The organism is Mangrovivirga halotolerans (genome assembly GCF_026241165.1).
Taxonomy (GTDB): domain Bacteria; phylum Bacteroidota; class Bacteroidia; order Cytophagales; family Cyclobacteriaceae; genus Mangrovivirga; species Mangrovivirga halotolerans.
In genome coordinates, this window is sequence record NZ_JAPFQN010000005.1 from 688,441 (window position 1) to 705,820 (window position 17,380).

The following is a 17,380-nucleotide window of genomic DNA, read 5'->3' on the forward strand; positions in this document are numbered from 1 at the left end:
AAAAGATTATGTCTGAAGTAAAGAAAACCTTAAGAAGCGGTGTTCTTTGGGGAGAAGAAGTTAAAGAGTTACTAGCACATGCTAATGCAAATAATTATGCTCTCCCTGCAGTAAATGTAATTGGAACAGATAGCATTAATGCAGTTCTCGAAACTGCAAGAGATGTTAATAGCCCTGTTATCATTCAATTTTCAAATGGTGGAGCTGCCTTTTATGCCGGTAAGGGATTAAGTAATGAAAATCAAAAAGCAGCCATTGCCGGGGCAGTTAGCGGAGCTCATCATGTGCACCAGATGGCTAAGCATTACGGAGTTTCTGTTATTCTTCACACAGACCATGCTGCAAAAAAACTATTAACATGGATCGACGGTCTTTTAGATGCTGGTGAGGAATATTACAAACAACATGGCCAGCCATTATTCAGCAGTCATATGATCGACTTATCTGAAGAACCCCTCGATGAAAATATTGCCATAAGTAAGCAATATCTGGAAAGAATGGATAAGCTGGGTATGACACTTGAAATTGAACTGGGTGTCACAGGTGGTGAAGAAGACGGCGTTGATAATACAAATATTGACAGCTCTAAGCTTTATACTCAGCCTGAAGAGGTTGCTTATGCTTATGAAGAGTTATTAAAAATCAGCCCTAACTTTACTGTTGCAGCTGCTTTTGGTAATGTTCATGGCGTTTATAAGCCAGGTAACGTAGAATTAACTCCTGAAATTCTTAAAAACTCTCAGGAATATATTCAGGAAAAATTCAATACTGAACCTAACCCGGTGAATTTCGTTTTCCATGGCGGATCTGGTTCTGAACCTGAAAAAATAACTGAAGCAATCGGTTATGGAGCCATTAAAATGAATATTGATACAGATCTTCAATGGGCTTTTTGGGACGGTATAAAGAACTACTATAAAGAAAATGAAGGATATCTCCAGGCACAAATTGGAAATCCTGATGGTGATGATAAACCAAACAAAAAGTATTATGATCCGAGAGTCTGGCTTCGCAAAGGAGAAGATTCCTTCAAAAAACGATTAGCTCAGGCATTTGAAGACTTAAATGCAAATAATAGAAATTTTTAAATATCATTTGAGGCTCTTATTAAAAGAGCCTCTTTTTTTATTATAATCATGAAAAACATCTTATTACTAACAGCATTTATTTTTCCGCTAGTTTTATTTTCCCAACCTGATATAAAAAAAACAGAGCCGCTGCACTGGTTTATTGGAATGGAAGAACCAACCTTCCAGTTAATGATATATGGTAAAGATATTGCCGATTCAAAAGTAATAATTAAAGATGATGGTGTTTTCCTTAAAAGAAAAATTACCACAGCAAATGAAAATTATATATTCCTTTATCTGGAAATTAATAATAATAGAAAAGAGGGACCTGTTAATATCTCGTTTTCTAAAAATGGAAAGACAACTGAGATAGAATATCAATTATATAAAAAAGAAAAGCACCATAATATAAATCAGATTTCACCTTCAGATGTGATGTATTTATTAATGCCAGATAGATTTGCTGATGGTGATCCGGAAACAAACAACATTGAAGGCTATCTTGAAAAAAGTAACAGAGAAAATCCTGGTGGAAAACACGGAGGTGATATCCAGGGGGTAATCGATCATCTAGACTATCTTGAGGAGCTTGGAATTACCACGGTTTGGCTTAACCCCGTTCAGGAAAATAATATGGAGTCTTATAGTTATCATGGATACTCTATAACTGATTATTATCACATCGATAAAAGACTGGGAAGCAACAACTTATACAAACAATTCGTTGAAAAATCCCATGAAAAAGGCTTAAAAGTAATAATGGACCTGATTTTTAATCATATCGGATCAAATCATTATTGGATGAAAGACCTGCCAACTGAAAATTGGATCCATCAATGGCCGGAATTTACACAAACCAATTATACAGGCTCTGTTGTTTCTGATCCATATGCTTCAAATTATGATTATAAAAAAATGGTTAATGGTTGGTTTGTTAAAACAATGCCGGATCTTAATCAGGATAATGAACTATTAGCTGATTACCTCATACAAACAAGTTTATGGTGGATAGAATATGCTAAAATTGACGGCATCAGAATGGATACTTACCCCTATCCAGATAAAGTAATGATGGCTAACTGGGTTGAAAGAGTTAAAAAGGAATATCCAGGATTTTTTATTGTTGGAGAAACCTGGTTGAATAATGCGTCCTTTGAATCTTACTGGTCGAGAAAACCGAATTCAAGTGATAGTGAGTACAATTCCAAACTACCTAGTATTTCAGACTTTCCAGTGTGTTTCGCAATACAAGAAGCCTTTAAACCTGAGGGAAGTGTATATAGCATATATGAAGTCATGGCAAAAGATTTTATATACACTGACCCTTTCATGCATAAAATCTTTGTAGACAATCATGATATGGATCGAATTTTTCATGTTCTTGATAATGATTTTGAAAAATTCAAACTTTCATTAACCGTTTTATTAACAACAAGGGGAATACCACAAATACTATATGGTACAGAAATATTAATGGATGGTCATGGAGACCATGGTGTATTAAGAGAAGACTTTCCAGGAGGCTGGAAAAATGACAAGGTCAATATCTTTACAGGTAAAAATGTTTCCGACAGCCAAAATGAATCACTTGACTTCATGAAGAAAATTCTCAATTGGAGAAAAAATTCAGAGGCTATTGCCAGAGGAAGTTTAAAGCACTATATCCCAGAAAATGAAATTTATTTTTATGAAAGGAGAAGTGATAATGATAAAGTAGTGGTCATAATAAATAATAATGATAGTGAACAAACGCTCGATCTTTCCAGATTTAGTGAATCAGTTAAAGAAGGAGAAAAAGCCAAAGAGATAATCTCAGGTCAAAGTTTAATTGTTGAAGATAAAATCACCTTAAATCCAAACCAGGCTCTAATTCTTGATTTTTAATGAGCTAAATGACTGATAAATAACCAATTGAATAACCATATGGCAAAAGGTAATATTTGAAATATGGAAATAATTTATTATATTATTTATCTACACCAATAGTTACTGCCATGCAATTTCACCCAAATGAACTCATGATCATCTATGATTCGGCAACGAATAGCGGTAAGCAAACAAAAGCATATGCTTATTCAGTGTCTAATCATGTTAATGATGTCGATTACAATCGCACTCGGGTCAGTAAGCTTATGTGGAAGGAAATTATTAACATGCTTAATATTCCTCCAAAAAGATTACTGAACAAAGCTGATCCTAAATATCAGGAAAAGGTCAGAGGACATGCATATACAATGGAAGGTTGGTTAAATGTATTATACAACAATCCTGACTTAATCAGAGCTCCTATTGTCATAAGAAATAAAAAAGCAGTCCTTTGCGAAAAACCTTCTGATATTTTTAAATTAGCTTAATCTATCAACCAAAATTAAAAAGCTTTTATCCAATGTTCTTTTCGAAGAGCATTGGATTTTTTAATTTCAGGGCCACAAACTCAATAAACAGACATTAAAATGAAAAATATCTCAGTTATTGGTTCAGGCACCATGGGTAATGGTATCGCGCACGTATTTGCACAAAGTAACTTTGCCGTAAATCTTGTTGATATCAATGAAAAAGCATTGGAAAAAGCGAAGGCTACAATTACTAAAAATCTTGATCGTCAAATAAAAAAAGAATTGATCGATGAAGATGCTAAAAACTCTACTCTTTCAAATATTACTTTTACTACTTCTATGGAAGATGGAGTTAAAAATGCTGACCTGGTTGTAGAGGCTGCTACAGAAAACGTAGATATCAAACTGGATATTTTCAGAGAACTGGACAAGCTAACTCCAGCTGATTGTATCTTATCGACAAATACTTCTTCCATAAGCATAACTAAAATTGGTGCCGTTACGGAAAGACCAGATAAAGTTATCGGTATGCATTTTATGAATCCGGTTCCTGTTATGAAATTAGTTGAAGTAATCAGGGGATATGCCACTTCAGATGAAGTTACCAATACTATAATGAAACTTTCTAAAGATGTTGGTAAAGTTCCGGTAGAAGTAAATGATTATCCGGGCTTTGTTGCAAATAGGATATTAATGCCAATGATAAACGAGGCTATATATTCTCTATTTGAAGGAGTAGCAGGAGTTGAGGAAATTGACACTGTGATGAAACTTGGAATGGCTCACCCGATGGGGCCCTTACAATTAGCCGATTTTATTGGTCTCGATGTTTGTCTTTCAATATTAAGGGTATTGCATGATGGCCTTGGGAACCCTAAATATGCTCCTTGCCCATTATTAGTAAACATGGTACAAGCCGGCAAATTAGGTGTTAAATCAGGAGAAGGATTTTATTCCTATTCACATGGAACTAAAGATCTTATCGTTTCAGATAATTTCAAAAAATAAAAAAAGGGAGCTTTCGAGCTCCCTTTTTTCTTACTTTAAATAAGAATTATTTACAATAACTATTAATCGAATTTTGTGCTACATCAATACCCATTGACAGAGCCTTTTGAAGATCTGCACATCCACTAGATTTTTTATTACCCCCAATATAAGCTAAACCTCTATAGTAGTATGCTTCGGCCATATCGGGCTTAATTTTTATAGCATTTGAAAGATCTGTAATCGCTTGTGTAAATTCACTCATCTGAAAATTAACCTTCCCTCTAAGTGCATATACATTGGGATTTTCAGGACTGATTTTCATTGATTCAGTCAGTATTATTTCTGCAGAAGGATAGTCTTTGTTTTTATAAAATAACGAGGCTAGGCCTAATCTGCTATTCATATGCCTGTCATCAATTTTAAGTACCTTTTCATAATCAGCAATTGCTTTATCATATTGCCCTAGTTCTTCATAGCTCCTACCCCTGTTATAAATAACAATCTCATTATTAGGATAGGTTTCCAAATATTCAGAATAAGCCTCAACTGCCTCTTCGTATTTACCTTGTTTGTATAATTGATCTCCCTTGTCAGAAAGGTCGCTTCCACAAGAGACTGCGAAGACCAATATTAATACCGTCAAATAAAGACGTAATTTCAACATAAATTTTCCTTTTAATTGTATAATAAATTGAAAGCAATGATAGACTAAAACCACAAAACTTAACGAAAGGCAAAGTTAAATAATTAATAGCTATTCAACACGGATAAGGATTATTCATGATTTTATCTCTTAAACAAAAAATGAACATTATATTTGCCAAAAATTTAAAAAAAAGTAAATATATCTATGAAGCCAGATTTTATAGAAGAACTACGATGGAGAGGAATGGTGCACGATATGACTCCGGGCACTGAGGAACAACTTAAAAAAGAATTAACGGCAGGATATATTGGTTTTGATCCTACTGCAAAGTCACTTCACATCGGAAACCTGGCAACGATCATGTTATTGGTTCATTTTCAAAGAGCTGGACATAAACCTGTTGCTTTAGTTGGAGGCGCAACTGGTATGATTGGAGATCCTTCTTTCAAAGCTTCTGAAAGGAAATTACTCGACGAAGAAACCTTGCGTGAAAATCAATCAGGAATCAAAATACAATTGGAGCAATTTCTTGATTTTGATAGTGGTGAAAATTCTGCAGTTGTATTAAATAATTATGATTGGTTTAAGGATTTCGGTTTTCTGGAATTTTTGAGAGACAACGGGAAACATATTTCTGTTAATTACATGCTAGCAAAAGATAGTGTCAAAAAAAGGCTTGAAACTGGTATTTCATTTACCGAGTTCACATATCAATTGCTTCAGGGATACGACTTTTACCATTTATACGCCAATCACAATGTAAAGATCCAAATGGGAGGATCCGATCAATGGGGTAATATTACAACTGGAACTGAGTACATTCGCAGAAAGGCCCAGGGAGAAGCTTATGCACTTACAGCTCCTTTGGTAACCAAAGCAGATGGATCAAAATTTGGAAAGTCTGAGGGCGGAAATATCTGGCTTGACCCTGATATGACTTCACCTTACCAGTTTTATCAATTCTGGCTGAACTGTTCAGATGAAGACAGTAAGAAGCTTATCAGAGTATTTACGCTAAAAACAAAGGAGGAAATTGAAACTCTTGAAAAGCAACATGAAGAAGCACCACATATGCGTACTCTTCAAAATGCCCTGGCTGACGATATTACCAAAATGGTTCATGGTGAAGAAGAACTTGAAACCGCTAAAAAAGCTTCAAAAATACTTTTCGATAAAAAAGCTACTATTTCAGATTTCGATTCCTTAGGTGAAAAAACTTTATTACAAGTTTTTGAAACAGTACCCCAAAAAGAAATCAGTTCTCCTGGTGAGATCAGTTATGTAGATTTTCTGGGTGAACACATTGGAGATTTGATCTTCAAAAGTAAAGGAGAAGCCCGAAGAATGATTAAAGAAGGTGGTATTTCTATAAATAAAGAAAAGATCACGGATGGAAATGCACTTCTTGAAATTGACCCGCTAGCTGAAAAATATTATCTGATACAAAAAGGAAGAAAAAATTACTTTTTTGTAAAAATCATTTAATTAAAATAAATCATTTTCTATTAGGCACCATGGCTATAAACTTGGTGCCTTTTTTAATTGTTGACTCTACGAATATTTTTCCCCTCAATTTTTCGATAGTCTCTTTTACAATATAAAGGCCTATTCCCGAACCGAATGATGTGTCGTGAGCCCTGAAAAACATATCAAAAATTTTACCTAAATACTTTTCACTGATTCCAATACCATTGTCTTCTATTTCAAATATTGCATAACTCGGATCTGCAGATACACTTATATTAACATAGGGTCTTTCTTTGTTAAAGTCAGCATATTTGAAAGAATTTGAAATAAGATTTGACAGAATAATTGATAACCTTTTCGAATCACAAAATATCTCTGATATATTATTTTCAATGATAACATTAACTTTAATTCTATCATCCGGATTTCCATAGATCAAATTATCAAGAATTTCTGTAATAAAATCCCCTGGATCAATTCTTTCAATTTTCTCAGGAATCTCCTTATTTCGGGAAAAATCAATGATATCTTTTATAAATCCATCTTGTTTGAAAATGCTCTTTTTCATTAATTCTAAATATTGCTCTAGATTTTCTTTATCTTTTTCAGCAATATTAATTAGACCTAAAAGTGAGGTTAAGGGAGCTCTAAGATCATGGCTGGCACTATAAACAAATCTATCTAACTGAGAATTGATTTTCTTTAATTCTTCATTTTTCTTTTTGAGGTTAGTTTGGGCTATTTTCCGATCAGTAATATCTCTTATTGCACCATTTAAATATTGTCTGCCATCTTCTCCAACCATTTTACTGATACTAGTTAACCCCCAAAATCCAGATCCATCTTCTCTTAAGAAAAAAATTTCCCTGTTTCTAACCATCCCCTTTTCTTCAACTTCTCTTATTATTTCGTTTCTATCTGTTTTATTTCTATACAGATTTTGGGGATTGATTTGATCCAGATTTATGTTTTCATCTAATCCAAAAAGATTTAGAAATGCCTTATTAGCATATATGACTTTTTCATCTACAGTACTTCTGTAAATTGCATCATGAATATTTTCGTTTACTGATTTTAATAAATCCTGGTTTGCCCTGGCTTTTTCTTCTGCTTCTTTTCTTAAGGAAATATCGACAATTGCTCCATCAATAATCCATTCATCATTAGCATTTTTATTTACAGTACAATTAAGTAACCCCCACCATTTAGTACCATCTCTTCTTACAAATTCAGCCTCTGCACTTTTTATATATCCCCTATTTCTTGCTTGTATTAAAATCGATTTTCTTCTATCTCCATTAAGGTAATAATCATTCAACTCGCTTTCAGATGTTGTCAAAGCTTCATCAAGATCTTTAAATCCGAAAAGGTCTAAAAAAGCTTTATTTGCGTACACAAGTCCTTTCCCTTTAATACACCTATATATAGCTTCTTTAAGGTTTTCATTAACTGATTCCAATAATGACTCCTGGTCCTTACTTTTTTGATATGTCATTAAATAATCAGTAACATCTTCCAAAACATAAATATGAGACCGAACCCCATTATCAGAGCTTCTAACTTTTGATTTCTTTAGTGATATATAGATTTCCTTATGTTTAATATTAGATAAGCTTACAATCCTGGAGTTTGAATTATTTCTATGAATTGGATCTATTTTGGTTAATGGAGGTATTTCTGAAAAAATTGATTCAATAGGTCGACCTACCAGATCAGCTTCAGTAAAGTCAGACAGCTTTTGAAAGGTTTTATTAACTCGTAAAATTATATCGGAAGGACTAGTTACTATAATTCCGTAACCGACATTATTGAAAAGAATTTGCAATTTCTCTTTACTATCCTTGAGAGAGAATTCCGATTTCAATTGCCTTGTTATATCTCTTAATAAAACAGTGAAATAACCTTTATTGTCCAAATAATGGTAATGAACCGACGCTTCAACTGTTATTTTTGAATGTTTAGATTTAAGGGTGCAACGTTTAATATAATTCTCACCGCTATTTGACAATTCCTTAATAGTTTTTACCCAGACACTAAAGCCCCCATCACTTATCGGATATAAATCAGGTAAAATTTCTATTATCTCCTTTGATAAAAGATCTTGTTGAGAAAGCTCAGTTAGATCAATTGTAGCATTATTAAGGTCAATTATTTTTCTTGATTGCAAATCAACAACTAAGATTGATTCACCGAATTGTCTCATCATTTGAAAGTACTGTAAACTCCGCAAATGACTTTCAGTAAGATCATCAAAATTCAAAATTAAAAACTCCTTATCCTCTATTATATAAGATTCAAGGACCTTGATATTACCCCATTTCACCCCACCTTTAGAAGTTAGAGATAATTTACCTTTAAAGGAACTCACTCCTTTGGCAAGTAGTTCCTGTGTTTTTATACCAAAAATATCAGATACACTAGTCCCCAATAATTCACTCCAACCAAAATCAAATATCTCACAAAACCCTTTTGAAGCACTGTGTATCTGTCCTGTGTCTTTTTTTACAACGACTTTATTAGCTCTTTCATTAAAATTGAGTTCAGGGAGTTTTGAAATAGGCAATTCCCCCTCTTTTAATAAAACACCGTAAAAAATATTATTATCGTCAAATGAACGGATTATTTGGCATATTTTATAAGTCTGATGATTAAAAATAAATACACCGCCTGGAAGAATTAATGAAAAATCAATTTTTCTTATTTCATTCTGGAAATCAAAAATATCTTTTTCTGTTGCATTAAAAGAAGAGGATATTATTGACAGAAACTCACCGTTAAAATGTAAAATAAGAAAAGGTTTTTCAGCTGCCTCAAAAAATAATTTCATTCTCTCGTTTAACAGAGAACCAGTAAGGTCAGTACTCATCAGGGCTTATAAGTTTTATATGCACATTAATATATATTTTTTATTTTCTAATGTCAATTTAAATATTTTGCTAATTCTTAATTACTCTAAGTGTGCCTAACACTCTACCTTCGGAAACTAATTGTAGATTATAAATACCAGTAGAAAAATTAGATAATTCAATCTGTTTTTCTTTTGCACCTTTCATTATCTTTCCTTCATAAACAATAGATCCTTTACTATCATACAATATCAGATCTGTATCCTTTTTTACTGGTTCTTCTAATAATAAGGTTGTCTCATCTACAGCAGGATTAGGGTAAACCAAAACTCTGGTGTTTTCAAAATCATCTTCAATACCAGTAAGTATAGAATTTTCATATCCAAAGTCCGGAGCCTTTAATATCTTAGATTGCAACACTTCTCCTGAACTTGTTTGAATAAATACAATAACAGCTAATTCTGAAGGATCATACGCAGCAATTTCCCAATCAAATCTTAAAGACCTTCTTTCTCCCTGTGCCCAGTTAAATCTATATAAGGTTCCAGCGGCACTTGGTAAAAATTCCTTAACAAGATTTGGAATTACATCTCCATTGCTCAATAAGACTTCATTTTCTACAACTACTGTTTGAACATAAATATCCTCAGCAGCCCTATCATATATACTTGTTATATCAATATCAAAAGTTAAAATATACCTTTCATCTGGAACTGGAAAATCGATATCTATTTTAAAATCAGGATCAATTAAACTCCTCGTTAAAACTGTATTTAGCTGCCAGTCTGATGATAACCCGTTGTACACATTTCCATCTATAACTGTTGTCGGAGTTTGTGAGACAGAATAATACAAGCCTCTTGCTCCCTGGTCGGCCTTATTAGCATCATACAGACTATCTGCAGTAGGAATATCTGTAAAATAATGCATCATTAAAATTTCATCACCTACCTGATCCAATCTGTTGATACTTTCCTGAGTACCAGTAAGTACCTCTGGTGCTAGATTTGAAAATTGTTCAACTAAAACATTTCTGCTCCTCTCAAATATTTTAAAGTTATCCAGTGCAAAACCATCAAAATCTGACCCTAAAGGAGGATTTGGCCCAGTCGCAAATGCAACTCTCATCCTTACTGATGGTTGACCAATTAATTCATCTAAATATATTCTTCCTGTTTTCCAATCAACCTCTGAAGTATTCCAGCCATAACTATTGAATCCATCCTGATCGCCAGGCCTTGAAGTCACTTTGTCACTTGTATACCAGTTTATTCCAGATCCGGTTTGACCAAGGACTTCCCAAGTTTCACCTCCATTCAGAGAATATTGAATAACAGCTCCATCCTCACTAAAAAGGTCTGAGAAATAATCGAGACTTAGCATTGGTCTGGTCATATTACTAAAATCAAAGCAAGGACAATTGACCCAGCTATCTTCTGATACAGAAGGTGATCCTGAGGCATTTGTTACCCAGGCTTCATTGTCAATTGGGGTTATTGTTCCAGCTGAAGGTATACCAACTTCCCAACTCACGTTTTCACCTTGTGCAACCCATCCTTCTGTATCAATATTAAAAGTAGCTAAATATGGATCCGCAGGATCATTAACCAAAGTAACTCGTGGTAAAATAAAGATCTCTTGACTTGCGGTATTAATACATCCTTCAGTTGTTTCAACTGTTAATGAAGTGTTATATTTATCTGCTGAAGGATAGGTATATGTCGCATTTTTATTGACTGATTGAGTACCATCACCGAATTCCCATAACCATCTTACTATTTCCTGATCTGGTAATGATACTGATGGTGTAAATATTGATTGATCTCCATTACAGACCCTTGAAACAAGAAAATCTATAACAGGAACTTCTCCAACTTTAATACTTTTTGTCCCAGTACTGGTACATCCTCTGGATGTTGTTGTAGTAAGTGTCACATCGTAAGTCCCTGCACTATTATATAAATGATCAGGGTCTTGTCTATTATCATTCATTGATTCGTCTCCAAATTCCCATGTCCATGAAACCAATCCTTCACTAAATGGTGATGGTTCAATCGAAGAAGCATCCTGGAATAATACCGGATCACTAACACATTGGTCGGAAACTGAAAAGTCAACTTGCGGCGTACCAAAAACAAAAACGTCTTTTGTTAATTGATTTGTAGCATTGTTTTCGTTGGTATAAGTATATGTGACCTGGTGAATACCAGTACCGGCAGCAGTTGGATCAAAAAAGAATTCTCCGTTTATTTCAATTACATTGGCGCCATCAAAGAATCCTACTGTGTTAGGAGGCGTATTAGCATCGTAATTAATTTGATCAGCTAAGGGTGAACCAACTAACAGTTGAAGTCCTTCATTACTACATACAACAGGATTGCCAGAAGCATCTACTGTACTATCTCCTACAAAGAAATTAATTGGGGTCAGAGCATTTATAAATACAGTTTGTGTTGTACTGTTGGTGCATCCTTTTCCATCTGTAAATGTATAAGTAATATCATTTAGACCTAAAGTAGCATTTGTACCTGTATTTGGATTAGGATCAAAAATATTTGTTCCAAAATCAACACCATTGAAAAGGAAATTACCACCTGTATTAAATGGGGTTAATTCAACTGGTGGATCATTTTCTGCTAGTTCAGAAGGCAATCCACTGAAACTCGCATTTGGCAGATCATTAATAATTACCAATACCTGATCTATAACCGCCCCGCATGGCCCTGCAGGATCATTGGTAGTTAAAGTCAATATCACCTGTCCGGCATCTATCTCTGCCTGGGTTGGAGTATAAGTTAATGCCTCAGAAAATAAATTCGAAGGAGAAAATCCTCCAGTACCGCTTGGTGATGACCAATATGCCTCTGTTGCGGAGCCTCCAATACTTCCTTGAAGATTGAAAACCTGATCACGGCAGATTTGCGAATCATTACCTGCAAATACTTCAGGAGCATCATTAACCGTAATATTTACTGACTGAGGAGCGCTTTGACACCCTCTGCTATCTGTAACCACAACAGTATAAGTGTTTACTCCTACCTGGGCAATTACATTATTCGGGTTAGCAACAGCAGAACTAAAGTTATCCGGGCCGGTCCAGTTATAGTTATAAGATCCGGAACCACCAGATGCTGTAGGAGATCCTCCTAATGTAACTCCTGTTCCTTCACATAATACCTGATCATTTCCTGCATCGGCTATTAATTCAGGATTTACAGTAACAAAAGCAGTTATTGGTGTACCCGCACAACCATTTGATATTGGAGTTATTTCATATTGAACTCCAGCTGCATTATTGCCAGAATTAAATAGTGTCTGCTGAATCACATTACCAGTACCATCTGTTGCGCCAGTTATATTTGCCTCAGCAGTAGAAGTCCAAGAGTAGGTGGTGCCTGCAACATTATTAGGATTTGACAGTGTAATATTTGTTGATGTACCATTACAAATGGACTCTGCTGAAGGTAATGCTCCAACCGTTGGAATAGGTTTAACTGTAACTGTTATATCATATGGCATTCCCTGGCAACCATTATAACTTGGTATTATTGTATAAACAACATCACCAGAAACATTTGAATTATTTTGCAATAGCTGGGAAATAACTGTACCCGAGCCGTCTGTTGCACCAGAAATATTAGCATCAGAGGTAACAGTCCAATTGAATACTACCCCTGAAATTGATCTTGTCTCTATTAATTGGATATTAGTAGTTTCATTTCCGCAAATCTCATAGCTCTGCGAAGCAGATGTTACATTTACTTCCGGATTCACAACTACTACGTACTCTCTTGGTGGTCCCGCACATCCGTTCACTATTGGTGTTATTGTATAAACTACTGATCCTTGAACCGCACCGGTATTTACAGGTGAATCGCTAATCACGCCACTTCCACTTACTGATATGCTGGCTGGATCAATCGTTCCGTTAATAGATGATGTCCAATTAAAAGTAGTTCCTGCTACTGATGAAACTGGATTAAAATTTAATTGATCATTACTACAAATTTCATCAGATAATTCAGATATAGAGTTAGTAATAGTTGGTAAAGGACTAACTGTTACTGTTGTTGTTTCTGTGGAAGTATTATTACACCCGTTTGCGGAAACACTGAAAATGTATTCAACAGTGACCGGATTTGTAGTGTTATTATTTAAACTTTCCACTACTCCACTTGCTGAAGTAAAGGTCTCTCCTCCCGTATAACTACCAGTCAATCCATTATAATTAACTGACTGCAAGGTGATCGTTGCTCCAGTTACTCCACTTAATACATTGATTTTTACAGATTCCCCGCTACAGATGTCCGGTGTATTATTGGTCACGGTCAAGTCTGGAGTAGGATTAACTGTAACTGATTCGGTAATCGTTGTTCCGGTACATCCGTTTCCACTAACTGTGAATACATAATCGATGGTGACCGGTGTTAATCCACCATTGGTTAATGTCTCTGTAACCGCATCTCCGTAAGTGAATGTTCCTCCTGTACCATAAGAACCACCAGTCAGACCATTATAATTTACTGCTGCAAGACTGATAGTAGCACCTGTGGTCGTTCCCGATAATTGAATATCTGTTGTTTCTCCGCTACAGATGTCCGGTGTATTATTGGTTACAGCAAGATCCGGTATCGGATTCACAATTACACTCGCAGTTTGAATTGCTGGATTATCACAACCATTAGCTGATACCGCAAATGAATATTCCACAGTCACCGGTGCAGTTGTGGTATTAGAAAGGTTCTCTATCAAATTACTTGGTGAAGTAAAGGTCTCTCCTCCAGTATAACTACCAGTCAATCCATTATAATTAACTGACTGCAAGGTGATCGTTGCACCAGCTACTCCACTTAATACATTGATTTTTACAGATTCCCCGCCACAGATGTCCGGTGTATTATTGGTCACGGTCAAGTCTGGAGTAGGATTAACTGTAACTGATTCGGTAATCGTTGTTCCGGTACATCCGTTTCCACTAACTGTGAATACATAATCGATGGTGATCGGTGTTAATCCACCATTGGTTAATGTCTCTGTAACCGCATCTCCGTAAGTGAATGTTCCTCCTGTACCATAAGAACCACCAGTCAGACCATTATAATTTACTGCTGCAAGACTGATTGTAGTACCTGTGGTCGTTCCCGATAATTGAATATCTGTTGTTTCTCCATTACAGATGTCCGGTGTATTATTGGTTACAGCAAGATCCGGTATCGGATTCACAATTACACTCGCAGTTTGAATTGCTGGATTATCACAACCATTAGCTGATACCGCAAATGAATATTCCACAGTCACCGGTGCAGTTGTGGTATTAGAAAGGTTCTCTATCAAATTACTTGGTGAAGTAAAGGTCTCTCCTCCCGTATAACTACCAGTCAATCCATTATAATTAACTGACTGCAAGGTGATCGTTGCTCCAGTTACTCCACTTAATACATTGATTTTTACAGATTCCCCGCTACAGATGTCCGGTGTATTATTGGTCACGGTCAAGTCTGGAGTAGGATTAACTGTAACTGATTCGGTAATCGTTATTCCGGTACATCCGTTTCCACTAACTGTGAATACATAATCGATGGTGACCGGTGTTAATCCACCATTGGTTAATGTCTCTGTAACCGCATCTCCGTAAGTGAATGTTCCTCCTGTACCATAAGAACCACCTGTCAGACCATTATAATTTACTGCTGCAAGACTGATAGTAGCACCTGTGGTCGTTCCCGATAATTGAATATCTGTTGTTTCTCCTCTACAGATGTCCGGTGTATTATTGGTTACTATAAGCTCTGGAGTTGGATTTACAGTAATTGTTACTTCTATACTATTACCTGTACATCCCTCTTCACTTTCTGGTGAAACTGTATATGTTACGGTTTGTGGTGAAGAACCCGAATTAAATAATATCTGATTTAAAGAATTCCCAAATCCCGATGTTGCTCCTGATATATCAGCTCCACTTGAACTAACTATCCAGGAATAACTAACGGGAGAAACACCATTATCTGTTGAAAATGAAATATTTGTTTGTTCTCCACTACATATAGTTTCATTGACCGGAGTTGCTATTACATTAGGTAAAGGATTCACGGTCACTGTTGGTGTGCCACTCACATTGCTCGTCGTCGAACAAGATGAAGAGTTGGCCGTGATACTCGTGATACTATACGTTGCTGTTGCTGTCGGGGTGATTGTTTCTACATGCCCATTACTGATCCCTGTTAAGGTCACCGGAGTGGTGCCCTCGGTATAAGTCACATCGTAGGTAGTCGAAGAGCCCGCAAGGGTAAAGCTCAGGTTCACACTCTCCCCGGCACAGATCGCCGAGGCATCAGCAGACAGGTTGCCACTCACTTGTGGTGATACAGTTACGGTCGCACTGCCCGTTGGTGTTGGATCACTACATCCGTTGTCATCCGTCACACTGACTAATGTATAAGTCGTCGTTGTTGATGGAGAGACACTCACTGTCGCCCCATCGGTAATATTATTTGCTGTAAAGTTGGTCGTACCATCGGTATACACCACATCAAATGGTGCTGTTCCAGCAGCAAAGTTAAAGGTCAAATTCGTTGAGCCACCGGCACATACGGTTGCTCCACCTGAAAGACTGCCATCCGGTAGTGGATTCACGGTCACTGTTGGTGTGCCACTCACATTGCTCGTCGTCGAACAAGATGAAGAGTTGGCCGTGATACTCGTGATACTATAAGTAGCCGTTGCTGACGGGGTGATTGTTTCTATATGCCCATTACTGATTCCTGTTAAGGTCACCGGAGTGGTGCCATCGGTATAAGTAACATCGTAGGTAGTCGAAGAGCCTGATAAGGTGAAGCTTAGATCAACTGATTCACCAGCACAGATCGCCGAGGCATCAGCAGACAGGTTGCCACTCACTTGTGGTGATACAGTTACGGTCGCACTGCCCGTTGGTGTTGGATCACTACATCCGTTGTCATCCGTCACACTGACTAATGTATAAGTCGTCGTTGTTGATGGAGAGACACTCACTGTCGTCCCATCGGTGATATTATTTGCTGTAAAGTTGGTCGTGCCATCGGTATACACCACATCAAATGGTGCCGTACCAGCAGCAAAGTTAAAGGTCAAATTCGTTGAGCCACCGGCACATACGGTTGCCCCGCCCGATAGACTGCCATCCGGTAGTGGATTCACGGTCACTGTTGGTGTGCCACTCACATTGCTCGTCGTCGAACAAGATGAAGAGTTGGCCGTGATACTCGTGATACTATAAGTAGCCGTTGCTGACGGGGTGATTGTTTCTATATGCCCATTACTGATTCCTGTTAAGGTCACCGGAGTGGTGCCATCGGTATAAGTCACATCATACGTTGTCGAAGATCCTGATAAGGTGAAGCTTAGATCAACTGATTCACCAGCACAGATCGCCGAGGCATCAGCAGACAGGTTGCCACTCACTTGTGGTGATACAGTTACGGTCGCACTGCCCGTTGGTGTTGGATCACTACATCCGTTGTCATCCGTCACACTGACTAATGTATAAGTCGTCGTTGTTGATGGAGAGACACTCACTGTCGCCCCATCGGTGATATTATTTGCTGTAAAGTTGGTCGTACCATCGGTATACACCACATCAAATGGTGCTGTTCCAGCAGCAAAGTTAAAGGTCAAATTCGTTGAGCCTCCGGCACATACGGTTGCTCCGCCCGATAGACTGCCATCCGGTAGTGGATTCACGGTCACTGTTGGTGTGCCACTCAGGTTAGAAGTAGTCGTACATCCTGAAGCATTTGCGGTAATGCTGGTCAGGCTATAAATAGCCGCTGCTGACGGGGTGATTGTTTCTACATGCCCATTACTGATTCCTGTTAAGGTCACCGGAGTGGTGCCATCGGTATAAGTCACATCATACGTTGTCGAAGATCCTGATAAGGTGAAGCTTAGATCAACTGATTCACCAGCACAGATCGCCGAGGCATCAGCAGACAGGTTGCCACTCACTTGTGGTGATACAGTTACGGTCGCACTGCCCGTTGGTGTTGG

General features: G+C 36.9%; 8 protein-coding genes. 5 read left to right on the forward strand and 3 right to left on the reverse strand.

Going from position 1 to position 17,380, the window contains the following annotated elements; translation table 11 throughout:
- Positions 1-8 precede the first annotated feature (8 nt).
- The 4 genes from fbaA (at position 9) to OO013_RS10830 (ending at position 4,414) form a co-directional block, all read left to right on the forward strand.
- Positions 9-1,088: a class II fructose-bisphosphate aldolase gene (gene fbaA / locus OO013_RS10815; RefSeq protein WP_266056820.1), complete on the forward strand. Its 1,080-nt coding sequence runs from the start codon at positions 9-11 to the stop codon at positions 1,086-1,088.
- A 48-nt stretch (positions 1,089-1,136) separates the two neighbouring features.
- Positions 1,137-2,954 (forward strand): glycoside hydrolase family 13 protein, encoded by a 1,818-nt coding sequence (locus tag OO013_RS10820; protein ID WP_266056821.1) that lies wholly within the window; start codon positions 1,137-1,139, stop codon positions 2,952-2,954.
- A gap of 110 nt (positions 2,955-3,064) precedes the next feature.
- A complete protein-coding gene (locus tag OO013_RS10825; protein ID WP_137090566.1) occupies positions 3,065-3,424 on the forward strand; it encodes an arsenate reductase family protein in 360 nt (119 codons plus the stop codon).
- A 99-nt stretch (positions 3,425-3,523) separates the two neighbouring features.
- On the forward strand, positions 3,524-4,414 hold the full coding sequence (locus tag OO013_RS10830) for a 3-hydroxyacyl-CoA dehydrogenase family protein (RefSeq protein WP_266056822.1): 891 nt from the start codon (positions 3,524-3,526) through the stop codon (positions 4,412-4,414).
- A gap of 46 nt (positions 4,415-4,460) precedes the next feature.
- Here OO013_RS10830 and OO013_RS10835 read toward each other — a convergent pair whose 3' ends face one another.
- Positions 4,461-5,060, reverse strand: coding sequence for a tetratricopeptide repeat protein (locus OO013_RS10835; RefSeq protein ID WP_266056823.1), 600 nt, complete (start codon positions 5,058-5,060; stop codon positions 4,461-4,463).
- A gap of 186 nt (positions 5,061-5,246) precedes the next feature.
- On the opposite strand from OO013_RS10835, the gene tyrS reads away from it, so the two are divergent.
- Complete coding sequence (gene tyrS, locus OO013_RS10840) at positions 5,247-6,527, forward strand: tyrosine--tRNA ligase (protein ID WP_266056824.1); 1,281 nt, start codon at positions 5,247-5,249, stop codon at positions 6,525-6,527.
- Between the two features lie 10 nt (positions 6,528-6,537).
- Here tyrS and OO013_RS10845 read toward each other — a convergent pair whose 3' ends face one another.
- Together OO013_RS10845 and OO013_RS10850 are read right to left on the reverse strand one after the other, a co-directional pair.
- Positions 6,538-9,375 (reverse strand): PAS domain-containing sensor histidine kinase, encoded by a 2,838-nt coding sequence (locus OO013_RS10845; protein WP_266056825.1) that lies wholly within the window; start codon positions 9,373-9,375, stop codon positions 6,538-6,540.
- Between the two features lie 70 nt (positions 9,376-9,445).
- Positions 9,446-17,338 (reverse strand): PKD-like domain-containing protein, encoded by a 7,893-nt coding sequence (locus tag OO013_RS10850; protein ID WP_266056826.1) that lies wholly within the window; start codon positions 17,336-17,338, stop codon positions 9,446-9,448.
- Positions 17,339-17,380: the final 42 nt, after the last annotated feature.